The sequence below is a fragment of the Streptomyces sp. NPDC007189 genome, assembly GCF_040703635.1.
Lineage (GTDB): Bacteria > Actinomycetota > Actinomycetes > Streptomycetales > Streptomycetaceae > Streptomyces.
The window spans coordinates 567,874-586,483 of record NZ_JBEYEY010000003.1 but is presented as its reverse complement, the minus strand read 5'-3'; the positions used below and the strand labels follow the sequence as shown (position 1 = coordinate 586,483).

At 74.5% G+C, this 18,610-nt stretch carries 14 protein-coding genes; 8 read left to right on the top strand and 6 right to left on the bottom strand.

Going from position 1 to position 18,610, the window contains the following annotated elements:
* Nucleotides 1-33 precede the first annotated feature (33 nt).
* The 3 genes from AB0950_RS08800 to AB0950_RS08790 are packed head-to-tail and all read right to left on the bottom strand — an operon-like array spanning nucleotide 34 to nucleotide 4,153.
* Nucleotides 34-1,266: an FAD-dependent oxidoreductase gene (locus AB0950_RS08800; RefSeq protein ID WP_366778149.1), complete on the bottom strand. Its 1,233-nt coding sequence runs from the start codon at nucleotides 1,264-1,266 to the stop codon at nucleotides 34-36.
* Nucleotides 1,263-2,726, bottom strand: a complete 1,464-nt coding sequence (locus AB0950_RS08795; protein WP_366778148.1) for an FAD-dependent oxidoreductase — start codon at nucleotides 2,724-2,726, stop codon at nucleotides 1,263-1,265. The genes AB0950_RS08800 and AB0950_RS08795 overlap by 4 nt, the downstream gene beginning before the upstream one ends.
* On the bottom strand, nucleotides 2,723-4,153 hold the full coding sequence (locus tag AB0950_RS08790; protein WP_360160571.1) for an FGGY family carbohydrate kinase: 1,431 nt from the start codon (nucleotides 4,151-4,153) through the stop codon (nucleotides 2,723-2,725). Before AB0950_RS08790 ends, AB0950_RS08795 begins: the two co-directional genes overlap by 4 nt.
* Nucleotides 4,154-4,407: 254 nt before the next feature.
* On the opposite strand from AB0950_RS08790, the gene AB0950_RS08785 reads away from it, so the two are divergent.
* The 7 genes from AB0950_RS08785 to AB0950_RS08755 all read left to right on the top strand — a co-directional run bounded on the left by AB0950_RS08785 (nucleotide 4,408) and on the right by AB0950_RS08755 (nucleotide 13,352).
* Nucleotides 4,408-5,382 (top strand): hypothetical protein, encoded by a 975-nt coding sequence (locus tag AB0950_RS08785; RefSeq protein WP_360160572.1) that lies wholly within the window; start codon nucleotides 4,408-4,410, stop codon nucleotides 5,380-5,382.
* A 47-nt stretch (nucleotides 5,383-5,429) separates the two neighbouring features.
* On the top strand, nucleotides 5,430-6,962 hold the full coding sequence (locus tag AB0950_RS08780; RefSeq protein WP_366778147.1) for an amino acid permease: 1,533 nt from the start codon (nucleotides 5,430-5,432) through the stop codon (nucleotides 6,960-6,962).
* 183 nt (nucleotides 6,963-7,145) lie between these two features.
* Nucleotides 7,146-8,237 (top strand): mechanosensitive ion channel family protein, encoded by a 1,092-nt coding sequence (locus tag AB0950_RS08775; protein ID WP_360160574.1) that lies wholly within the window; start codon nucleotides 7,146-7,148, stop codon nucleotides 8,235-8,237.
* Nucleotides 8,238-8,260: 23 nt separating this feature from the next.
* Nucleotides 8,261-8,665: a DUF4186 domain-containing protein gene (locus tag AB0950_RS08770; RefSeq protein ID WP_360160575.1), complete on the top strand. Its 405-nt coding sequence runs from the start codon at nucleotides 8,261-8,263 to the stop codon at nucleotides 8,663-8,665.
* Between the two features lie 283 nt (nucleotides 8,666-8,948).
* Nucleotides 8,949-11,168 (top strand): NADP-dependent isocitrate dehydrogenase, encoded by a 2,220-nt coding sequence (locus AB0950_RS08765; RefSeq protein ID WP_366778146.1) that lies wholly within the window; start codon nucleotides 8,949-8,951, stop codon nucleotides 11,166-11,168.
* 107 nt (nucleotides 11,169-11,275) lie between these two features.
* The gene (locus AB0950_RS08760; protein ID WP_366778145.1) at nucleotides 11,276-12,061 is read left to right on the top strand and encodes an N-formylglutamate amidohydrolase; all 786 of its coding nucleotides are present in this window, start codon (nucleotides 11,276-11,278) and stop codon (nucleotides 12,059-12,061) included.
* Nucleotides 12,062-12,131: 70 nt separating this feature from the next.
* Nucleotides 12,132-13,352, top strand: a complete 1,221-nt coding sequence (locus AB0950_RS08755) for a cytochrome P450 (protein ID WP_366778144.1) — start codon at nucleotides 12,132-12,134, stop codon at nucleotides 13,350-13,352.
* Between the two features lie 32 nt (nucleotides 13,353-13,384).
* Here the strand turns inward: AB0950_RS08755 and AB0950_RS08750 are convergent, their stop codons facing one another.
* From AB0950_RS08750 to AB0950_RS08740, 3 genes are read right to left on the bottom strand one after another with little or no spacing between them, the layout of a single operon-like run.
* On the bottom strand, nucleotides 13,385-13,864 hold the full coding sequence (locus AB0950_RS08750; RefSeq protein ID WP_366778143.1) for a hypothetical protein: 480 nt from the start codon (nucleotides 13,862-13,864) through the stop codon (nucleotides 13,385-13,387).
* Nucleotides 13,861-14,451 carry a sigma-70 family RNA polymerase sigma factor gene (locus tag AB0950_RS08745; protein ID WP_360574114.1) on the bottom strand — a complete coding sequence of 197 codons (591 nt, stop codon included), beginning with the start codon at nucleotides 14,449-14,451 and terminating at the stop codon, nucleotides 13,861-13,863. Before AB0950_RS08745 ends, AB0950_RS08750 begins: the two co-directional genes overlap by 4 nt.
* A gap of 44 nt (nucleotides 14,452-14,495) precedes the next feature.
* On the bottom strand, nucleotides 14,496-15,920 hold the full coding sequence (locus AB0950_RS08740; RefSeq protein ID WP_366778142.1) for a S8/S53 family peptidase: 1,425 nt from the start codon (nucleotides 15,918-15,920) through the stop codon (nucleotides 14,496-14,498).
* Nucleotides 15,921-15,996: 76 nt separating this feature from the next.
* On the opposite strand from AB0950_RS08740, the gene AB0950_RS08735 reads away from it, so the two are divergent.
* The gene (locus AB0950_RS08735) at nucleotides 15,997-18,609 is read left to right on the top strand and encodes a CHAT domain-containing protein (RefSeq protein WP_366778141.1); all 2,613 of its coding nucleotides are present in this window, start codon (nucleotides 15,997-15,999) and stop codon (nucleotides 18,607-18,609) included.
* Nucleotide 18,610 lies beyond the last annotated feature (1 nt).

The window sequence follows — 18,610 nt, the reverse complement described above, 5'->3', positions numbered from 1 at the left end:
CACTGTCGCAGGCGGCACTGACAACGGGTCCGCTCAGCCGACGCTCACCCGTACCTCGCCGCCCTCGGGGTCGGCGCGTCCCGTCCAGCGGGCGCTGAGGGTCAGGGTGCGGTTGGGCAGCGCGGTGCCGAGGCCCGGCCGGGTGCGGTGCAGCAGGCGGCCGTCCTGGTGGACCAGGAGGACCGGACGGGTCAGCGGCGCGCTCGTGCGCAGGAGGTAACGGCCCGGCGGGGCGGCCGGGGTGAGGCGGTTGGGGGCGATCCAGCGCAGCGGCGCGTCGACGGCGAGCGGGACACCCGGGGCCGGCCAGCAGGTGCCCGCGAGGAAGTCCAGGACGGCGCCGGCCACCCTGGTCCCCTCGGCTGCCGCCGTGCCGGCGCGCTCGGCGGCGTGCAGGACGTTCCCGGCGGCGAAGACTCCGGGGCGCGAGGTGTGCAGGGCGCCGTCGACGGCGGGGCCGCGGGTGCCGGGGTCCAGGACGAGGGCGCCGCGGCGGGCGAGTTCGTGGTCGGGGACGAAGTCGCCGGTGAACACGACGGTGTCGCAGGCCAGTACGGCCGTACGGCCGTCGCGGTGACGGACGCGGACCCCGGACAGCCGCCCGTGGCCGAGGAGTTCGGTGACCGTGGTGTGCGTCAGCAGCGGAACGCGGTCGCGCAGCCGGGCGGCGTGGGCGCGGAGGGGGCCGGTCTGGGCGCGGGGATGCTCGGTGACCAGGGCGACCACCTCGGCGCCGGCCGCGCGGACCGTGCCGGCCGCCGCGTAGGAGACGTCCTCGGCGCCGACGACCACGGCACGGGTGCCGATGTGCTGCCCGAACAGGTGGAAGGCCTGCTGGAGTTCACCGGTGGTGCAGACCCCGGCGGGGCGGGTGCCGGGCACCAGGCGGGCGCTGCGCGGGCGTTCGCGGGCGCCGGTGGCGAGGACGACGGCCCGCGCCTCGATCGTCTCGGGGCCGCCGCGGCCGACGGCGTCGAGCACCGGTCCGGCCGGTCCCCAGTCCAGGGCCGTCACCCCGGTCCGGAGCAGCGCGCCCGCCCGTTCGGCGGCCTCGGCCAGCCGGTGGGCGTAGGCGGGGCCGGTCAGCGGCCGGGTCCATGTGCCGAAGCCGCCGTGCGCGCAGTGCCGGGGCACTCCCCCGGGCCGCGCCTCCCGCTCCAGCACCTCCACGCGGCCCGCGCCGGCGGCGGCCAGGCGCGCGGCGGCCGCGAGCCCGGCGGGTCCGGCGCCCACGACGAGCACGTCGACACGGCGGGCGGTCGTCACGGCCGGCCTCTTCCGGACGGCTTTCCGGCGGCGAGCTCGGCGACCGCCGGCTCGCCGTCCCGCGGCAGGCCCCTTTCGAACAGCTCCCGTACCGCGGCCCCGCAGTAGAACCCCTGGCACCGCCCGGCCCGGGCCCGGGTGCGGCGGCGCAGCCCCTCCAGGGAGCGGGGCGGGAGCAGGCTCGCTAGGGCGTCGCGGATCTCGCCGCGGGAGACGCGCTCGCAGTGGCAGACGAGGGCGCCGTACTCCGGGTCGGCGGCGATGAGGTCGGGCCGCTGGTAGGGGCGCGGGAACGCCTCGCCGAGGTTGGGCATGGTCACCGGCTCCGGCTCGCGGACCGGGCCGAGGTCGAGGCCGCTCTCGGCCAGCAGACCGGTGACATGGGCGGCGATGGCCATGGAGGCGGTCAGGCCGGTGGAGCGGATGCCGCCGACGGTGACGTACGCCTGCTCCGGGTGGGCGGCGATGCGGTAGTCCTCCTGCCCGGTGGCCGCGCGCAGCCCGGCGTAGACGGCGGTGACCTCCTCCTCCAGCAGGGCGGGCAGGACGCGGCGGCCCCGCTCCCTCAGCCCGGCCAGGCCGTCGGCGGTGGAACCGGTGGCCCGCTTGTCGTCCAGGTCCTCCGCCGTGGGCCCGAGCAGGACGTTGCCGTAGACGGTGGGCGCGACGAGGACGCCCTTGCCGAGTGCGGTCGGGACGGGCAGCAGGATGTGCCGGACGAGCGGGCGGGCGAGCTTGTCGTAGACCAGGAGCTGGCCGCGGCGCGGGGTGACGGTGAAGTCGTCGTGGCCGAGCAGCCGGTCGAGGGTGTCGGCGTGCAGGCCGGCGGCGTTGACGAGATGGCGGGCGTGCAGGGTACCGCGGGCGGTGCGCAGGCGGTGGCCGCCCTCCCGGTCGACGTGCCGCACGGGCGAGTTCAGGTGCAGGTCCACTCCGGCGCGGACCGCCTGGGTGGCGTAGGCCAGGGTCGTGGTCCAGGGGCAGATGATGCTCTCGCCGGGCACGTGCAGCGCGCCGAGCGCGCCGGGGCCGAGGCGGGGTTCGCGGGCGTACAGCGCGTCGGGGTCCAGCAGGTGCGTCTCGTCGCAGCCGTTGTGTGCGGCCTTCGCGGCCAGCCGGGGCAGTGCGGCGAGCTGCTCCTCGTCCCAGGCGACCAGGAGGGCGCCGACGCGTTCCACGGGGATGCCGCAGGCGGCGGCGTAGGCGCTGAGCCGGTCGTAGCCCTCGCGGACGAGCCGGGCCTCCAGGGTGCCGGGGGCCGCGTCGAAACCGGTGTGCAGGATCGCGGTGTTGGCCTTGGAGGTGCCCTGCCCGACGTCGTCCTGGGCCTCGACGAGGGCGACGCTCAGGCGGGGCCGGCGGGCGAGTTCGCGGGCGATGGCGCAGCCGACGACTCCGGCGCCGACGATCGCGACGTCGTAGGTCCGGGCGGGCAGCGGGCCCTCGGCGGTGACCGTCATGCGCCGAGCAGGGCCTCGACGGCCATGCGGAAGCGGGCGCGGCGCTCGGCGGCCTCGTCGGCGGTGATGCGGGGTTCGTACACGGCGGCGGGCTTCCCGTCGGGCAGGGCTTGTGCGACGCCCAGGGTACGGTCCGCGCCGAGGCGGGCGAGGGCGGCCGCGCCGAGTGCGGTCGCGTCGGCCAGCGCGGAGACCTCGACCGGGCGTTGCAGCAGGTCGGCCTGGGTCTGCATGAGGAGGGCGGAGCGGGTCAGGCCGCCGTCGACGCGCAGCGTGTCCAGCGGGGCGCCGAGGTCGGCGGCGGCCGCGTCGGCGAGTTCGGCGACCTGGGCGGCGATGCCCTCGCACAGGGCGCGCACCACATGGCCGGGTCCGGTGTCGAGGCCGAGCCCGGTGAGCGAGCCGCGCAGGTCACCGCGCCACCAGGGTGCGGCGAGACCGGCGAGCGCGGGTACGAAGGTGACACCGCCGCTGTCGGGGACGGAGCCGCCGACGGGGTCGAGGTCGGCGGCGCCGGAGATGACGCCGAGGCCGGTGAGCCAGCGGACGGCGGAGGCCGCCGTGTAGACCTGGCCGTCCAGGCAGTAGCCGATGGCGCCGGCGAGCCGCCAGGCCACGCAGGAGACCAGGCCCGAACTGCCGCGCCGGGGGCGGTCGCCGGTGTGGGCGAGCAGGAACGCGCCGGTGCCGTAGGTGCACTTGGCGGTGCCGGGTGCGGTGACGCGCTGGGCGAGCAGGGCGGCCTGCTGGTCGACGCACAGTCCGGTGAGCGGGATCTCCCGGCCGAACGCGCTCGTGGTGCCGATGGGCTGGGCGTTGTCGGCGGTCGGCGGGAGCCGCTCGTCCGTCAGGCCGTACAGCTCCAGCGCCCTCGGTGACCATGCGGCGCGGTCGAGGTCGAGGAGCTGGGTGCGGCCCGCCGTCGCGGCGTCGGTGGCGAAGGCGCCGGTGAGGCGGTGGACCAGCCAGGCGTCGGACGTGGTGACGACGCCCTCGTGGGTGAGGTGGCGGCGGATCCAGGCCATCTTGGGCGCGGCGAAGTACGGGTCGAGGGGCAGGCCGGTGAGCTGCCGCAACTCCTCGGCGTGGTCGGCGAGTTCGGCGCAGACGCTTTCCGCGCGCCGGTCCTGCCAGACCAGGGCGTCGGTGAGCGGGCGGCCGGTGCCGGGGTCCCAGGCGAGGACGGTCTCGCCCTGGTTGGCCAGGCCGAGTGCCACCGCGTCCTCGCCGGCCTCGGCGAGCGCCTGCCGGCCGGCGTCGACGACGGAGCCGTACAGCTCGGCCGGGTCCGCCTCGACGCGTCCGCCGGGCAGATACCGGGGGCGGACCTCGGCGAAGCCTGAGCCGAGTACGCCGCGTTCGGGGCAGACCACGAGGGCCTTGGTGCCGGACGTGCCCTGGTCGACGGCGAGCACCGGCCCGGTCATCGCACCCTCTTCCGCTCCGCGCTGACGATCACACGGCGTCAGCCTGCCGTCGCGCCGCGTCCGGCGTCAAGCGTGGCCCGTCGCTCAACTCCCTGGCCAATTGGTTGATTTGGCAACAATGGCACGGCGGAACCGGCGCCTCTATAGTGACCGCCGACCAGCGCCGAGTAACCGCGATCGCCGCCCACAGGAGGGCTGTTGCCACGCCACCCCGCCCGTCCGCCCGCGCGCCCGTGGCCCGGGGCCGACGGCTGATGGCCAGAGAAGGACCCCGCCCCTCCTACGACCCCGCAGGCCCCGACCGCGCCCTGCGCGCCGCGCTCCAGGAGGTGCGCACCGGGCGCTGGATGGCCATGCGCACCCTGCTCGCGGACACCGCGCCGGGAGGGCGGTGGACCCAGCGCACCCAGGTGCTCGCGGCGGCCGCCGCCGGAACCGACGTGGTGCGCGCCTGGCTCACCGAGGAACCGGACAGCGCGCACGCCGCGGTGATGCACGCCCGGGTCGGCGTGGAGCGGGCCCTGCGCGCCCGGCGCGAACGCCACCGCCGTACCCACGAGCTGTGGATCGAGGCCTGGGACGCCGCACAGTCCGCCACCCGGATCGCGCCGCGGGACCCGGTGCCCTGGGTGTGCCTGCTGGCGCTGGCCCAGCTGGATCCGGAGCAGCGCTGGGAGGAGCACCGGGCGCCGCCGCCCGAGCCGGTGCTGCCGCCGGGGCCCTGGGGGTTGCTGGCCGAGGCCGGCCGGCGCGACCCGCACAACCGCGAGGCCCACCACCGGATGCTCCAGTTCCTGTACGCGCGCGGCGGCACGGGCCGGCTCACGGAGGCCGCCGGCTACGCGCAGTGGGCCGCCGTGCAGGCCCCGCCCGGTTCCCCGCTGCACCTGCTGCCGCTGTACGTCCGCGTCGAGCGGTACCGGCGCGACAGCGGGCACGACGCAGCGCTGGACCTGCACTGGGTGGCGGAGGACGCGGCCCGCGAGGCGCGGCGCGCCCTGCACTCCTGGTTCGAGCACACCCACCGCGCCGAACGCTCCCTGCTCGACCTCAACCATCTCGCGCACGCCCTGTGGGGCTCGCTCCAGTTCCCCGACGCGGCCCGGGTGTTCGACGCCATCGGCCCCTACTTCACGCCCCCGCCCTGGATGTACCGCACGCCCGACCGCGACCGTGCCGTGGAGGTCTTCACCCAGGCCCGGGACCGCTGCCGCTCGGCCCGCCCCTGACCGCACCGCCCCACGCCCGCAACCCCGTCGACCCGGAGGTCCCCCGCATGTCCCCCACCCCCGAACAGGCGCCCTCGCCCGGCCTGCCCCAGCAGGACGAGGAGAAGCGGCTGCGCAAACTCGGCTACCGGCCGGTGCTGGCCCGCCGGATGGGCGGCTTCGGCAACTTCGCGATCAGCTTCTCGGTGATCTCCATACTGTCCGGCTGCATGACGCTGTACGGATTCGGCCTGAACACCGGCGGCCCCGCCGTGATGCTGTGGGGCTGGGCGGGCGTCGGCCTGTTCGTCCTGTGCGTCGGCCTCGCCCTCGCCGAGGTCACCAGCGCCTATCCGACCTCCGGCGCGCTGTACTACATGGCCGACCGGCTCGGCGGCCGGCGCTGGGGCTGGTACACCGGCTGGCTGAATCTGCTCGGTCTGCTCGGCGCGATCGCCGGCATCGACTACGGCGCCGCCCTGTTCACCGGCGCGTTCGCCAACCTCCAGTGGGGCTTCACGCCGACGCCCGGCAGGACCATGCTGATCTTCTGCGCCATCCTGCTGCTGCACGCGGCGCTGAACCTGTTCGGCGTCCGCCTGGTCAGCGTGCTGAACTCGGTCAGCGTGTGGTGGCACCTGGCGGGTGTCGCGCTGATCGTCGGCGCGCTCGCGATCGTCCCCGACCACCACCGGCCGGCGTCCTTCGTGTTCACGAAGTTCGTCAACGAGACCGGCTGGCACAACCCTCTGTACGTGGCGGCGATCGGCCTGCTGCTCGCGCAGTACACCTTCTCCGGCTACGACGCCTCCGCCCACCTGTCCGAGGAGACCTCGCAGGCCTCGGTGTCCGCCGCGCGCGGCATCGTGCGGTCCATCTGGGTGTCCTGGATCGCCGGCTTCGTGCTGCTGGCCGGTCTGACCTTCGCGATCCAGGACTACGACGCCACCCGCACCACCGCCACGGGTGTGCCGCCCGCGCAGATCCTCCTCGACGGCCTGGGCACCGGCGGCGCCAGCGCGCTGCTCCTGGTGGTGATCGTCGCCCAGCTGTTCTGCGGCAACGCCGAGGTCGCCGCGGCCAGCCGGATGGTGTTCGCGTTCAGCCGGGACGGCGCGCTGCCCGGCTCGCGGCTGTGGCGCACGGTGAGCGCCCGCACCCAGACCCCGGTGGCCGCCGTCTGGCTGTCCGTGACCGTGGCCGGCGTCCTCGCCCTGCCCTCCCTGTACTCGGCGACGGCGTACAACGCGGTCACCGCGATCAACGTCATCGGCATCACCCCCGCCTACGCGATCCCCGTGCTGCTGCGGCTGCGCGCGGGCGACCGGTTCCGGCCGGGGCCGTGGAGCCTGGGCCGCTGGAGCCGGCCGGTCGGCTGGATCGCGGTGGTCTGGGTGGCCTGTGTGACCGTGCTGTTCTGCCTGCCGCAGGCCTCGCCGGTCACCGCCGGCACCATGAACTACGCGTCGGTGGCGCTCGCCGTCGTCCTCCTCCTGGCGAGCGTCTGGTGGTACGTCGCCCGCCGCTCCTACGGCACCCCGACCGCCGCCGCGTACGGCAGCGACCGCGACCAGGCCGAACTCGCCGAGGGCATCGTCTGAGCCGGCTGTCCGAAGGACACCGGTCCGGGTACGAACCGGTGTTCCGGATACGGCAGGATGAACGATCGCGCCGGTCACCGGAGTTCTCCGGCCCGGCGCGATCGCACATTCCGCACATCGAGCAGGTGACACCGTGACGAGACTTCACAACTCCGCAGCTGCGGCCCGCCCCGGAGGTGACCGGTGAACCGCGCGCTGACCCTGGACGACCTCGTCGTCGCCGGCATCTTGCTCGCGGCGGGACTGCTGCTCGCCTTCATGTCCCGCACCCTGCTGCGCTGGCTCGCGAAACACGCCAAGCGGACCCGCTGGAGCGGGGACGACGTCATCGTGGACGCGCTGCGCTCGGTCGTCCCCTGGGCGGCGATCGCGGGCGGCGCGGCGGCGGCCGCGGTGGTGCTGCCGCTGACCCGCACCGTGCAGCACCACGTCGACCAGATCCTTCAGGTGTGGCTGATCTTCGTGGTGACCCTGTCCGCGGCCCGGGTGATCGCCGGTCTGGTCCGCACGGTCACCCAGTCCCGCTCGGGCGTGGCGGGCTCGGCGACCATCTTCGTGAACATCACCCGGGTGCTGGTCCTGGCGATCGGCTTCCTGGTGGTCCTGCAGACCCTGGGCATCTCCATCGCGCCCCTGCTGACCGCCCTGGGCGTCGGCGGTCTGGCGGTCGCCCTGGCCCTCCAGGACACCCTCGCCAACCTGTTCGCGGGTATCCACATCCTCGCCTCCAAGACCGTCCAGCCGGGCGACTACATCCGCCTCGGCACCGGCGAGGAGGGATACGTCGTCGACATCAACTGGCGCCAGACGACGGTCCGCCAGCTGTCCAACAACCTGGTGGTCATCCCCAACGGCCAGCTCGCCAAGGCCAACATGACCAACTACACGCACCCCGAGCAGCGGTTGACCGTGCTGGTGCAGGTGGGGGTGGGTTACGACGCCGACCTGGAGCACGTGGAGAGGGTCACGGCGGAGGTCGTCGCGCAGACCATGCGGGAGGTCGAGGGCGCCGTCCCCGACCACGAACCCGCCATCCGCTTCCACACCTTCGGCGACTCCCGCATCGGCTTCACGGTGATCCTCGGCGTCGGCGAGTTCAGCGACCAGTACCGCATCAAGCACGAGTTCATCAAGCGCCTCCACCGCCGCTACCGCGAGGAGGGCATCTCCATCCCGGCCCCCACCCGCACGGTGGCGCTGCAGCAGGGCGCGGTGGTGATCCCGCAGCAGCGCGGCGGTCAGGAGCGGGCGCCGGGGGCCACGCCGGCCCCGTAGCCGCACGCTACGCTCGAAGCGGTATGGCCGATTCCTCCGATCCCGCCTGGCTCGACCAGCGGCTCGACGCCCTCGCCCGGGAGCCGTTCCGGGCGAGGTTCCACCTGCGCGGCCGGGACCGGGCGACCGCCGAGCTGAAGGGCCCGGCGACGATCCGCCGGCACGCGTACGACCTGATCGCCAGGCGGCTCGCGCCGGCCGCGCCGTACAAGGACGGCAAGCAGACGCCGTACCGGGGTCATCCGGTCTTCGTCGCCCAGCACGCGACCGCCACCTGCTGCCGCAGCTGTCTGGAACGCCGGCACGGAATCCCCAAGGGCCGCGAGCTGACCCGGGCCGAGCACGTGTACGTGGTGGACGTGATCTGCCGCTGGATCGAACGGGAGATGAGGGGCGGGACCGGGAGCGGTCCCCCTCGTCGCGGCTGATCGGACAGGCGCGGAAAGTTCCCGTGCCGGTGCCGCCACGCCGAGGTGGTGCGCAACACGCGGCAGCCGTTGTTTCCCATATTTCCGAGGCCGGAAGAGGCCGGACGCCCGGTTCCGTGATGACCGCCCGTGGTCGGCGGGTGATCGCTTGTCATCGCGTCCCGCGGCGGCGCGCGGCCGGAGCGGCGCGCCGCGCTGTCCGGCCGGGACCCCTGTCGAACCGGGCCCCGTCACGAGATATCTTGATGTCGAGCAATGTTGCAGACGTGGAGCGGAGCACCCGGTGACTGACTCGACCATCATCTACACCTACACAGACGAGGCCCCGGCCCTGGCGACGCATTCGTTCCTGCCGGTGATCCAGGCGTACGCCTCGCAGGCCGGTGTGCCCGTGGAGACGCGTGACATCTCGCTGGCCGGGCGCATCATCGCCGTCTTCCCGGAGTACCTGAACGAGGACCAGCGCATCCCGGACGCGCTGAGCGAGCTGGGCGAGCTGGCCAAGACGCCCGCGGCCAACATCATCAAGCTGCCGAACATCTCGGCGTCCATCCCGCAGCTGAAGGCCGCCATCGCCGAGCTGCAGGGCAAGGGCTACGCGCTGCCGGACTACCCGGACGACCCGAAGACCGACGAGGAGCGCGAGATCCGCGCGCGCTACGACAAGATCAAGGGCTCCGCCGTCAACCCGGTCCTGCGCGAGGGCAACTCCGACCGCCGCGCCCCGGCCTCGGTGAAGAACTACGCCAAGACCCACCCGCACCGCATGGGCGCCTGGACCGCCGAGTCCAAGACCGACGTGGCGACCATGGGCGTGGACGACTTCCGCTCCACGGAGAAGTCCGTGGTGATCTCCGAGCCCGGCACGCTGCGCATCGAGCTCAAGGGCGACGACGGCTCGACGACCGTGCTGCGCGAGTCCGTGCCGGTCCTCGAGGGCGAGGTCGTCGACGCCTCCGTGATGCGCGTCGCCGCGCTGCGCGAGTTCCTCGGCGCGCAGGTCGCCCGCGCCAAGCAGGAGGACGTGCTGTTCTCCGTGCACCTGAAGGCCACGATGATGAAGGTCTCCGACCCGATCATCTTCGGTCACGTGGTGCGCACTTTCTTCCCGAAGACGTTCGCGAAGTACGGCGAGACCTTCGCCGCCGCCGGTCTGACCCCGAACGACGGTCTGGGCGGCATCCTCAAGGGCATCGAGTCCCTGCCCGAGGGCGCCGAGATCAAGGCCTCCTTCGACGCCGAGCTGGCCGAGGGCCCGGCCCTCGCGATGGTCGACTCCGACAAGGGCATCACCAACCTGCACGTGCCCTCCGACGTGATCGTGGACGCCTCGATGCCGGCCATGATCCGCACCTCCGGCCACATGTGGGGCCCGGACGGCCAGGAGCACGACACCCTCGCGGTGCTGCCGGACTCCTCCTACGCCGGTGTCTACCAGGCCGTGATCGAGGACTGCCGCGCCAACGGCGCCTACGACCCGTCCACCATGGGCTCGGTCCCGAACGTCGGCCTCATGGCGCAGAAGGCCGAGGAGTACGGCAGCCACGACAAGACCTTCGAGATCCCCACCACGGGCACGGTCCGCCTCGTCGACCAGGCCGGCAACGTCGTGATCGAGCAGGCCGTCTCGGCCGGCGACATCTTCCGCGCCTGCCAGACCAAGGACGCCCCGATCCGCGACTGGGTCAAGCTGGCCGTCACCCGCGCCCGCGCCACCGGCGACCCGGCCGTGTTCTGGCTGGACGAGACCCGCGCCCACGACGCGCAGCTCATCGCGAAGGTCAAGCAGTACCTGCCGGAGCACGACATCGAGGGCCTGGACATCCGGATCCTGCCCCCGGTCGAGGCCACCAAGCTGTCGGTGGAGCGCATCCGCCGCGGCGAGAACACCATCTCGGTGACCGGCAACGTGCTGCGCGACTACCTGACCGACCTCTTCCCCATCCTGGAGCTGGGCACCAGCGCCAAGATGCTGTCGGTCGTCCCGCTGATGGCCGGCGGCGGCCTGTTCGAGACGGGCGCCGGCGGCTCCGCGCCCAAGCACGTCCAGCAGCTGGTCAAGGAGAACTACCTGCGCTGGGACTCCCTCGGCGAGTTCTTCGCGCTCGTCCCGTCCTTCGAGCAGTACGCGGCGGCCACCGGCAACACCCGCGCCAAGGTCCTCGCCGACACCCTGGACCGCGCCACGGCGACCTTCCTCAACGAGGACAAGTCCCCGACCCGGCGCGTCGGCGGCATCGACAACCGCGGCAGCCACTTCTACCTGTCCCTGTACTGGGCGCAGGAGCTGGCCCGGCAGACCGACGACGCGGACCTGGCGAAGGCCTTCGCGCCGCTCGCCGAGACCCTCGCCGCGAACGAGCAGAAGATCGTGGACGAGCTGATCGCCGTCCAGGGCAAGCCGGCCGACATCGGCGGCTACTACCAGGTCGACAAGGCCAAGGCGGACGCGGTCATGCGCCCGTCGGCCACCTGGAACGAGGCCCTGGCCTCGCTGAGCTAGTGCCCGCGGCGCCCGAGCCGCCCTCGTGAGCGCGCTCCGCCCCGGCCGGGGTCACCGGCCGGGGCGGAGCCGTATCCAACACCGCCGACCACGTCCCGGAGCCGCCCATGCCCTCCTTCGAACTGCTGCCGGGTGATCCCGGCTCGCCCGTGCTGCTGCACGTGCCGCACTCCGCGCGGGCCGTCCCGGCAGACGTGCGGGCCGGGATCGTGCTGGACGACACCGCCCTGGACCGGGAGCTGGACCACATCACCGACGCGCACACCGCCGAACTCGCCGCGCGGGCCGCCGTACTGGCGCAGGTCAGGCCCTGGCGGTTCGTGAACCGGCTGTCCCGGCTCGTCGTGGATCCCGAGCGGTTCCCGGACGAGCGGGAGGAGATGGCGGCCGTCGGCATGGGCGCCGTGTACACGCGGACCACGCACCGGGGCGAGCTGCGGCCCGCGGACACCGACCCGGAGCCGCTGCTGGCCCGGTACTTCCGGCCGTACGCGCGCGCCATGACCGAGGCGGTCGCCGGACGGCTGGCCGCGACCGGCCGGGCCGTGATTATCGACGTGCACTCCTATCCCACCGAGCCGCTGCCCTACGAACTGCACGGCACCGGCCCGCGCCCGCCGGTGTGCCTGGGCACGGACGCCTTCCACACCCCGGCGTGGCTCACCGAAGCGGCCCGCACGGCGTTCGCGGACATGGGCAGGACCGGCCTGAACAGCCCGTTCGCCGGGACGTACGTGCCGCTGGAGTTCTACGGCGCCGACGCCCGGGTCGCCGCCGTGATGGTGGAGATCAGGCGGGACGCCTACATGACCGAGCCGGGCGGGGCTCCCGGCCCGGGCCTTCACCGCCTGGCCACCGCACTGGCCGCACTGGTCGACGCGGCCCCCCGGTAGGCGCACACCGGCCCTCCGCCTGGCCTACGCCCGCAGGACAGCCGGAGGCGCCCGTACCAAGGTGGTGCGCATGACCGAGGAGATCACGCTCACCGGCCAGGCCCCGCCCGTACGGGACTGGCCCACACCCGACCTGGACGGGACGGACTTCGACCCGGTGCTCGCCGGCCTGATGCGCGAGGGTCCGCTGACCCGGATCCGGCTGCCGTTCGGCGAGGGCTGGGCGTGGCTGGCGACCCGCTACGACGACGTGAAACGGATCACCAACGACCCGCGGTTCAGCCGCGCCGAGGTGACACAGCGTCAGGTGACCCGGATGGCGCCGAACTTCGCGCCCCGCCCGGGCTCGCTCGCCTGGGCCGACCAGCCCGACCACAACCGGCTGCGCAAGCCGGTCGCCGGCGCCTTCACGGTGAGCGCCATGAAGCGGCTGCGGCCCCGCGCGCAGGAGATCCTGGACGAGCTGGTGGACGACGTCGTACGCGGCGGGCCGCCGGCCGATCTGGTCGAGCGGGTGCTGGAGCCGTTCCCGCTCAGCGTCGTCAGCGAGGTGATGGGCGTGCCCGCCGCCGACCGGACGCAGGTGCACGCCTGGACCCGGGAGATCATCTCCACCAACGGGGCCGAGGCGGCCGGCCGCGCCAAGGACGGCCTGTACGGATGGATCAGGACGATCGTCCGGGCCCGTTCCGACGGGCGGGGCGAGGACGTCTACTCGATGCTCGGCGGGGCCGTGGCGCGCGGCGAGATCAGCGAGGAGGAGGCCGTCGGGCTGGCCGGTCCGCTGCAGATCGGCGGCGAGGCCGTCACGCACAACTGCGGGCAGATGCTGTACCTGATGCTGACCCGGCCGGAGCTGATGGAGCGGATGCTGACGCATCCCGAGGCGCGCGGTGTGGTGCTGGACGAGCTGCTGCGGTGGATCCCGCACCGCAGCTCGGTCGGGCTCGCCCGGATCGCGCTGGAGGACGTGGAGATCGCCGGGCAGCGGATCGCCGCGGGCGAGCCGGTGTACGTCTCCTATCTCGCCGCCAACCGCGACCCGGCCGTCTTCCCCGACCCGGACCGCATCGACCCCGACCGCGAGCCGAACCCGCACGTGGCCTTCGGCAACGGCCCGCACTTCTGCACCGGCACGCTGCTGGCCCGGCTGCAGACCGAGCTGCTGGTGGACACCCTGCTGGACCGGCTGCCGGGGCTGCGGCTCGCGGTACCGGCCGAAGAGGTGCGCTGGCGGCACCGGACGATGATCCGCGGCCCGCGGACACTGCCGGTGACGTGGGTCCGCTGACCTGGGCCGCTGACACCTCGGTCCGCTGACGGCTACGCCCGCAGCCACTCCGTGACGATCACCTCCGTGCCGGTCCGCAGTCTGAGGGCGAACGGGCCGGCCGGCGGTGTGTCGCTGGTGAAGCGGCCGAGACTGTCGACCGGGACCGGGCGGGCGGTCCGCGGGCCCCCGAGCACCTCGATGTGCACGGACCGCGGCGGCAGCACCTGGCCGATCAGCCCGTCCTCGGTGACCTCGACGTCCACGGTCACCTCGCCCGCGCTGAACGTCAGCATCCGCGGCGCGTCCGTCACCCCCCGCACCGGCAGCGCGTCCACCAGCGAGTCGAAGGTCAGCTCGGCGATCCGCGCGTCCAGGTCGTGCAACGCGTAGGCGTCGAGCGCCAGTTGGCGCAGGGCCTCCGGAACCGGGTCGAGGACCGCGGCCGCCTGGCGCAGCTCCCGCTCCAGCAGGGCGTCCGCCCGCTCGTCGTCCACCGGGCCCGCCTCCGGGAACCGTTCGTCCTCGTTCACGCCGCACCCCGTGCGTCCATCCGGGCCCGCAGCCGGCGCAGACAGCGCTGGCGCAAGGGGCCGATGCTGCCGACCGCGATGCCGAGCGCGGCCGAGATCTCCCCGTAGCTGGGCGGCGGGGAGGACACGAGCACGCGCAGCAACTGCCGGCAGCGCTCCCCCAGTCCGTCCAGCTCCTGCCAGAGGCGGCGGACCCGCTCGGCCCGGTCCGCCTCGTCCTCCGACTCGATCAGCGACTCCTCGGGGGTCCGGTCGTCGCTGGCCCGGTCCAGCACCCGCGGGTCGTCGGTCAGGGTCAGCCGGGTCAGGCTCTTGAGCACCTTCAGGCACTCGTGGCGGGCCGTACTGGCCAGCCAGGAACCGGCCTTGTCGGGTTCCCGGATACGGCCCAGGTGCTGGGCGAAGCGGAACCACACGGTCTGGTAGACCTCGTGCCCGTCGGCCTCGGAGAGCCGGTGTGCGCGCACCACCGACCACACCAGCGGACTCATCCCTTCCACCAGCGCCTTCCAGGCCGCGGCGTCCCCGTCGACGGCGGACCGGACGAGCGCGCCGACCTCTGTTCGGTCCACGGCTCCACCCCTCATGTACGGCACGTCATCGTACGCCGTGGGGTGGAGGGTTCCCGGCCTCATGCGGGCACGGCCGGGGCCACGACCGGAACCGGACGCCAGGTGGCCGGCCGGAGCGCCGGGACGCGCGCCCCGCGCACCTCTGCGGTGTCGGTGGTGTCCGCGAGCAGCCGGGTGAGCGCCGTGCGCGGATCGGGCTCCGCGTGCGCCGTCATGCGGGCGGCGACGAGACCGGCGGCGACCGGCGTGGCGAAGGAGGTCCCGCTCCACTGCGCGAGCCCGTCGAACATCACCTGGTCCGGCTTGGCGCCGGTGCTCTCCCGGTCCTCGCTCAGCACGCCGGTGTGGCGCGGGAACCGGCAGGTGCACGGATAGTCGTAGCCGAACCGGCAGGCGTCGTAGGTGGAGTGCTGGTAGACGTACGGCACGGGCGTGCCGAAGCCGGTGAGGGCGCTGGTGAGACGCTCGCCGGGGGCGAAGACCCGCACCCAGGGCCCGTGGTTGCTGAAGCAGGCCTCGCCGTCGCCGTCCGCGCGCAGCGCGCCGACCGACAGCACGCTGCCGGCGTACTCGGGCAGGGCGGCGTACGCGGCGGGCCAGAACGGCGTGTCACTGGCGTTGTTGCCGGCCGCGGCCACCAGCAGGGTGCGCTGCTCGCGCAGTTCGCGCAGGAACGCGTCCAGGCCGATGAGGCCGTCGCCGCCCTCGGTGGTGGTGCCCGCGGAGAGGCTGATGATGTCGGGCCAGCCGCCCTGGTCGACCGCTTCGAAGAGCCGGGCGCCGAACTCGGACTCCAGGATGGCCCCGGCGTCGTTCAGCGTGCCGCGCACGGTGATCGCGGTGCCCGGCGCGACGGCCGCGAGGATCCCGGCGATGAACGTGCCGTGGCCGGCGTACGGGCGCAGCACCCCGTCGGCGTCGGTCTCGGCCGCCTCGGGGTCGCCCGTGGTGCGGGCGAGCAGCGGGTAGGAGCCGTGGTCGCGGACCAGTCCGGTGTCGATCACGAGAACGCGGGCGGCGCTGTCCGCGTCGCAACCGCCCTCGGCGGCGGCCGGGTTGGCGGGCTGAGTGCGTGCGACCGGCACCGGCTCGTCGCCGGGGCAGGCGTTGACCGCGATGTGCACCACGTGGTTGCGGCTCACCAGCCGGCGGCCCCGTCGGTCCTCGGCCTCGCGCAGGGCGCGCAGCGCGTGCGGCACGGCGTCGTCGCCGGCGGCCGGGTCGCCGACGCGGATGCGGGTGACACCGGTGCGGCCGGCCTCGGGTCCGTCGCGCCGGACGTGGTCGGGGACCAGGCCGTCGGTCGCGGTGAAGTGGGCGCGCACGGCGTCCTCGACGACGCGGGCCTCCTCGCCGTCCCGGGCCAGGACGACGCCCTTCTCGTACAGGAAGTGGGCGTCCTCGTCCGGGCCCATGGCCAGGGAGACGTCCGGCATCGAGCGCTGGATGTGCTGGAACTGCTCGTGGAACCGCTGTGGTGCCATGACCTGTCCTCCCCCTGACGACGGCGTTCGACAGAGAGAGCCGCGGGGCCGCCGTCTGATACAGGTGGCCACTACGATGCGACACGTGACGGCGGGAAGCGACTCGGTCCTCGAACTGCTGCCCCTGGTGTTCGCCGACCCGGGCGCGGCCCGGTCCCGCGCTGAGCAGGTGCTGCGGGCCGCTCCGCCGCCGCTGCACGCCAGCGTCGCCCACCAGGTCCTCGGCATCTGGCAGCGGGACTTCGGCGATCTGCGGATCGCGCTGCGGCATCTGCGGCGGGCCCGGGACCTGGCCGCGCGCGCCGAATCGGCCGACCGCGAGGCGGATGTGCTCGCCACGCTCGGAGTCGCACTGGTGCACGCGGGGCGCACGCGGCAGGGGCTCACCTCCTTCGAGCGCGGGGTGGCGCGGGGCAGCGGGCACACCCGGGCCCGGGTGCTGTTCCGGCGGGCGTACGTGTGGTGGGTGCTGGGGCGTCACCGGGAGGCGCTGGAGGACGTGCGCCGGGCGCTGCCCGTGCTGCGGCACATCGGCGACGACATCTGGACCGCGCGGGCGCTGACCCTGCGGGCCACCGTCCATCTCGCGCTCGGCGCGGTGGACCGGGCGGTCGCCGACTTCACGGCGGCGGAACGGCTGTGGGACACCACCGGCCAGGAGCACGACAAGGCCGACGCGGTGGAGAGCCGCGGGCTCGCCGCGTTCCGCTCCGGTGACATCCCGGCGGCGCTGCGGCTGCTGGACGAGGCCGAGGAACGGTACGCGAAACTCGGTACCCCCACCTACATGCTGTCGCTGCGCCGCTGCGAGGTGCTGATGGCGGCCGGGCTCGCCCCGGAGGCGCTGGCCGAGGCGGACGCGACGATCGCGCTGCTGGACCGGATCGGCGGCCAGTCCACCCGGAAGGCCGAGCTGCTGCTGGCCGCCGCGCGGGCCGCCCGCTCGGCCCAGGACCCGGACACCGCCGCGGCCCGCGCCGCCGTCGCCGTACGGCTGTTCGCGGCGCAGCGCAGGCCGTGGTGGGAGACGCATGCCCGGCTGGTGCTGCTCGAGGCGCGGGCGGCGGCCGGGCGCCGCTCGGGGCGGCTGGTCGCGGACGCGGCGGCGGTCGCGGAGAAGCTGGCCTCGTTCGGCTCGCCGGCCGCACCGGAGGCGTCCCTGCTCGCGGGCCGGATCGCGCTCGCGCTGGGCCGGCCGGCCGACGCCGAACGGCATCTGGCGGTGGCCGCGCGCAGCCGGTACGGCGGGCCGCCGCCGGCCCGGGTGACGGGCTGGGCGGCACAGGCACTCAGGGCGCGCGCGGCCGGGTCCCGGCGGGGCGTGCTGGAGGCGTGCCGGCGCGGTCTGGGCGTGCTGGACGACCACCGGATGACGCTCGGCGCCTCGGAGCTGCGCGCCCACGCCACCGCGCAGGGCGCCGAACTGGCCGCGCTCGCCCAGGAGGTGAGCCTCGCCCACGGCTCACCGCGCCGGCTGCTGCAGTGGAGCGAGCGCTGGCGGGCGACCGTGCTGTCCACGCCGCCCACCCGGCCGCCCGCCGACCCGGCGCTGCTCAGCGTGCTGACCGCCTACCGGGAGATCGCGGCCCGCGCCGAGGAGGCCCGGATGGAGGGCCGTCCGGTGCCGGCGCTGGAGCGCGAACAGCGGCGCCTGGAACGGGAGATCCGCTCCCGCATCCACCGCATGCGCGGCTCGGCCCCGCACGCGGGCGACGGCTTCGGCGTGGCCCGGCTGCTGGACCGGCTCGGCGAGGCGCGGCTGGTGGAACTCGCCGTGGTCGACGGGCGGGTGCACGTCCTGCTGTGCGGGCAGGGCCGGGTCCGGCGGTTCACCGGCGGCCCGCTCGCCCAGGCGGTCGCCGAGGCCGAGTACGTCCAGGCCGGGCTGCGGCGCCTGGCGCACCCCGGCGCCGAGGCCCGGCTGCCGCTGGTGGAGGCCGCCGGGCTGCGGCTGCAGGAGCTGCTGCTGGGCGGGGCGGCGGCCCACCTCGGCTCGGGACCCGTGGTGATCGTGCCGCCGGGGGCGCTGCACCGGGTGCCCTGGGCGCTGCTGCCCGCGCTGCGGGACCGGGTGCTCAGCGTCTCGCCGTCGGCGGGCAGCTGGCTGCGGGCCCGCGAGACCGAGCCGCCGCCGGGCGGCCGGCAGGTGCTGGTGCGCGGGCCGGGCCTGGCGACCGGCGGAGCGGAGGTACCGGAACTGGCCGGCCGGTACGGCGCCGCGACGGTCCTGGAAGGCGACGAAGCCCAGGTCCCACGCGTCCTGGAGCACCTCGACGGCGCGGCGCTCGCGCATCTGGCGGCGCACGGCACGTTCCGCGCCGACAGCCCGCTGTTCTCCGCCCTGCGCATGGCCGACGGCCCGCTGATCGTGCACGACTTCGAACGGCTCGCCCGCAGCCCGTACCGGATCATCCTCTCCAGCTGCGACACCGCCCGCCTCGCCTCCGTCGGCGCCGACGAACTCCTCGGCCTGGTCACCGCGTTGCTGCCGCTGGGCACGGCCGGGGTGGTGGCCAGCAGCGCGCCGGTCAACGACGCTGCGGTGGTGCCGCTGATGCTGGCCCTCCACAAGGGCCTCGACACCGGACTGTCCCTGGCCGAGGCCCTGCGCGACGCCCGTACGGCCCTCCCGGGCGATTCCGTCCACCAGGCCACGGGGTGGGCGTTCGCGGCGTTCGGGGCGGCGTGAG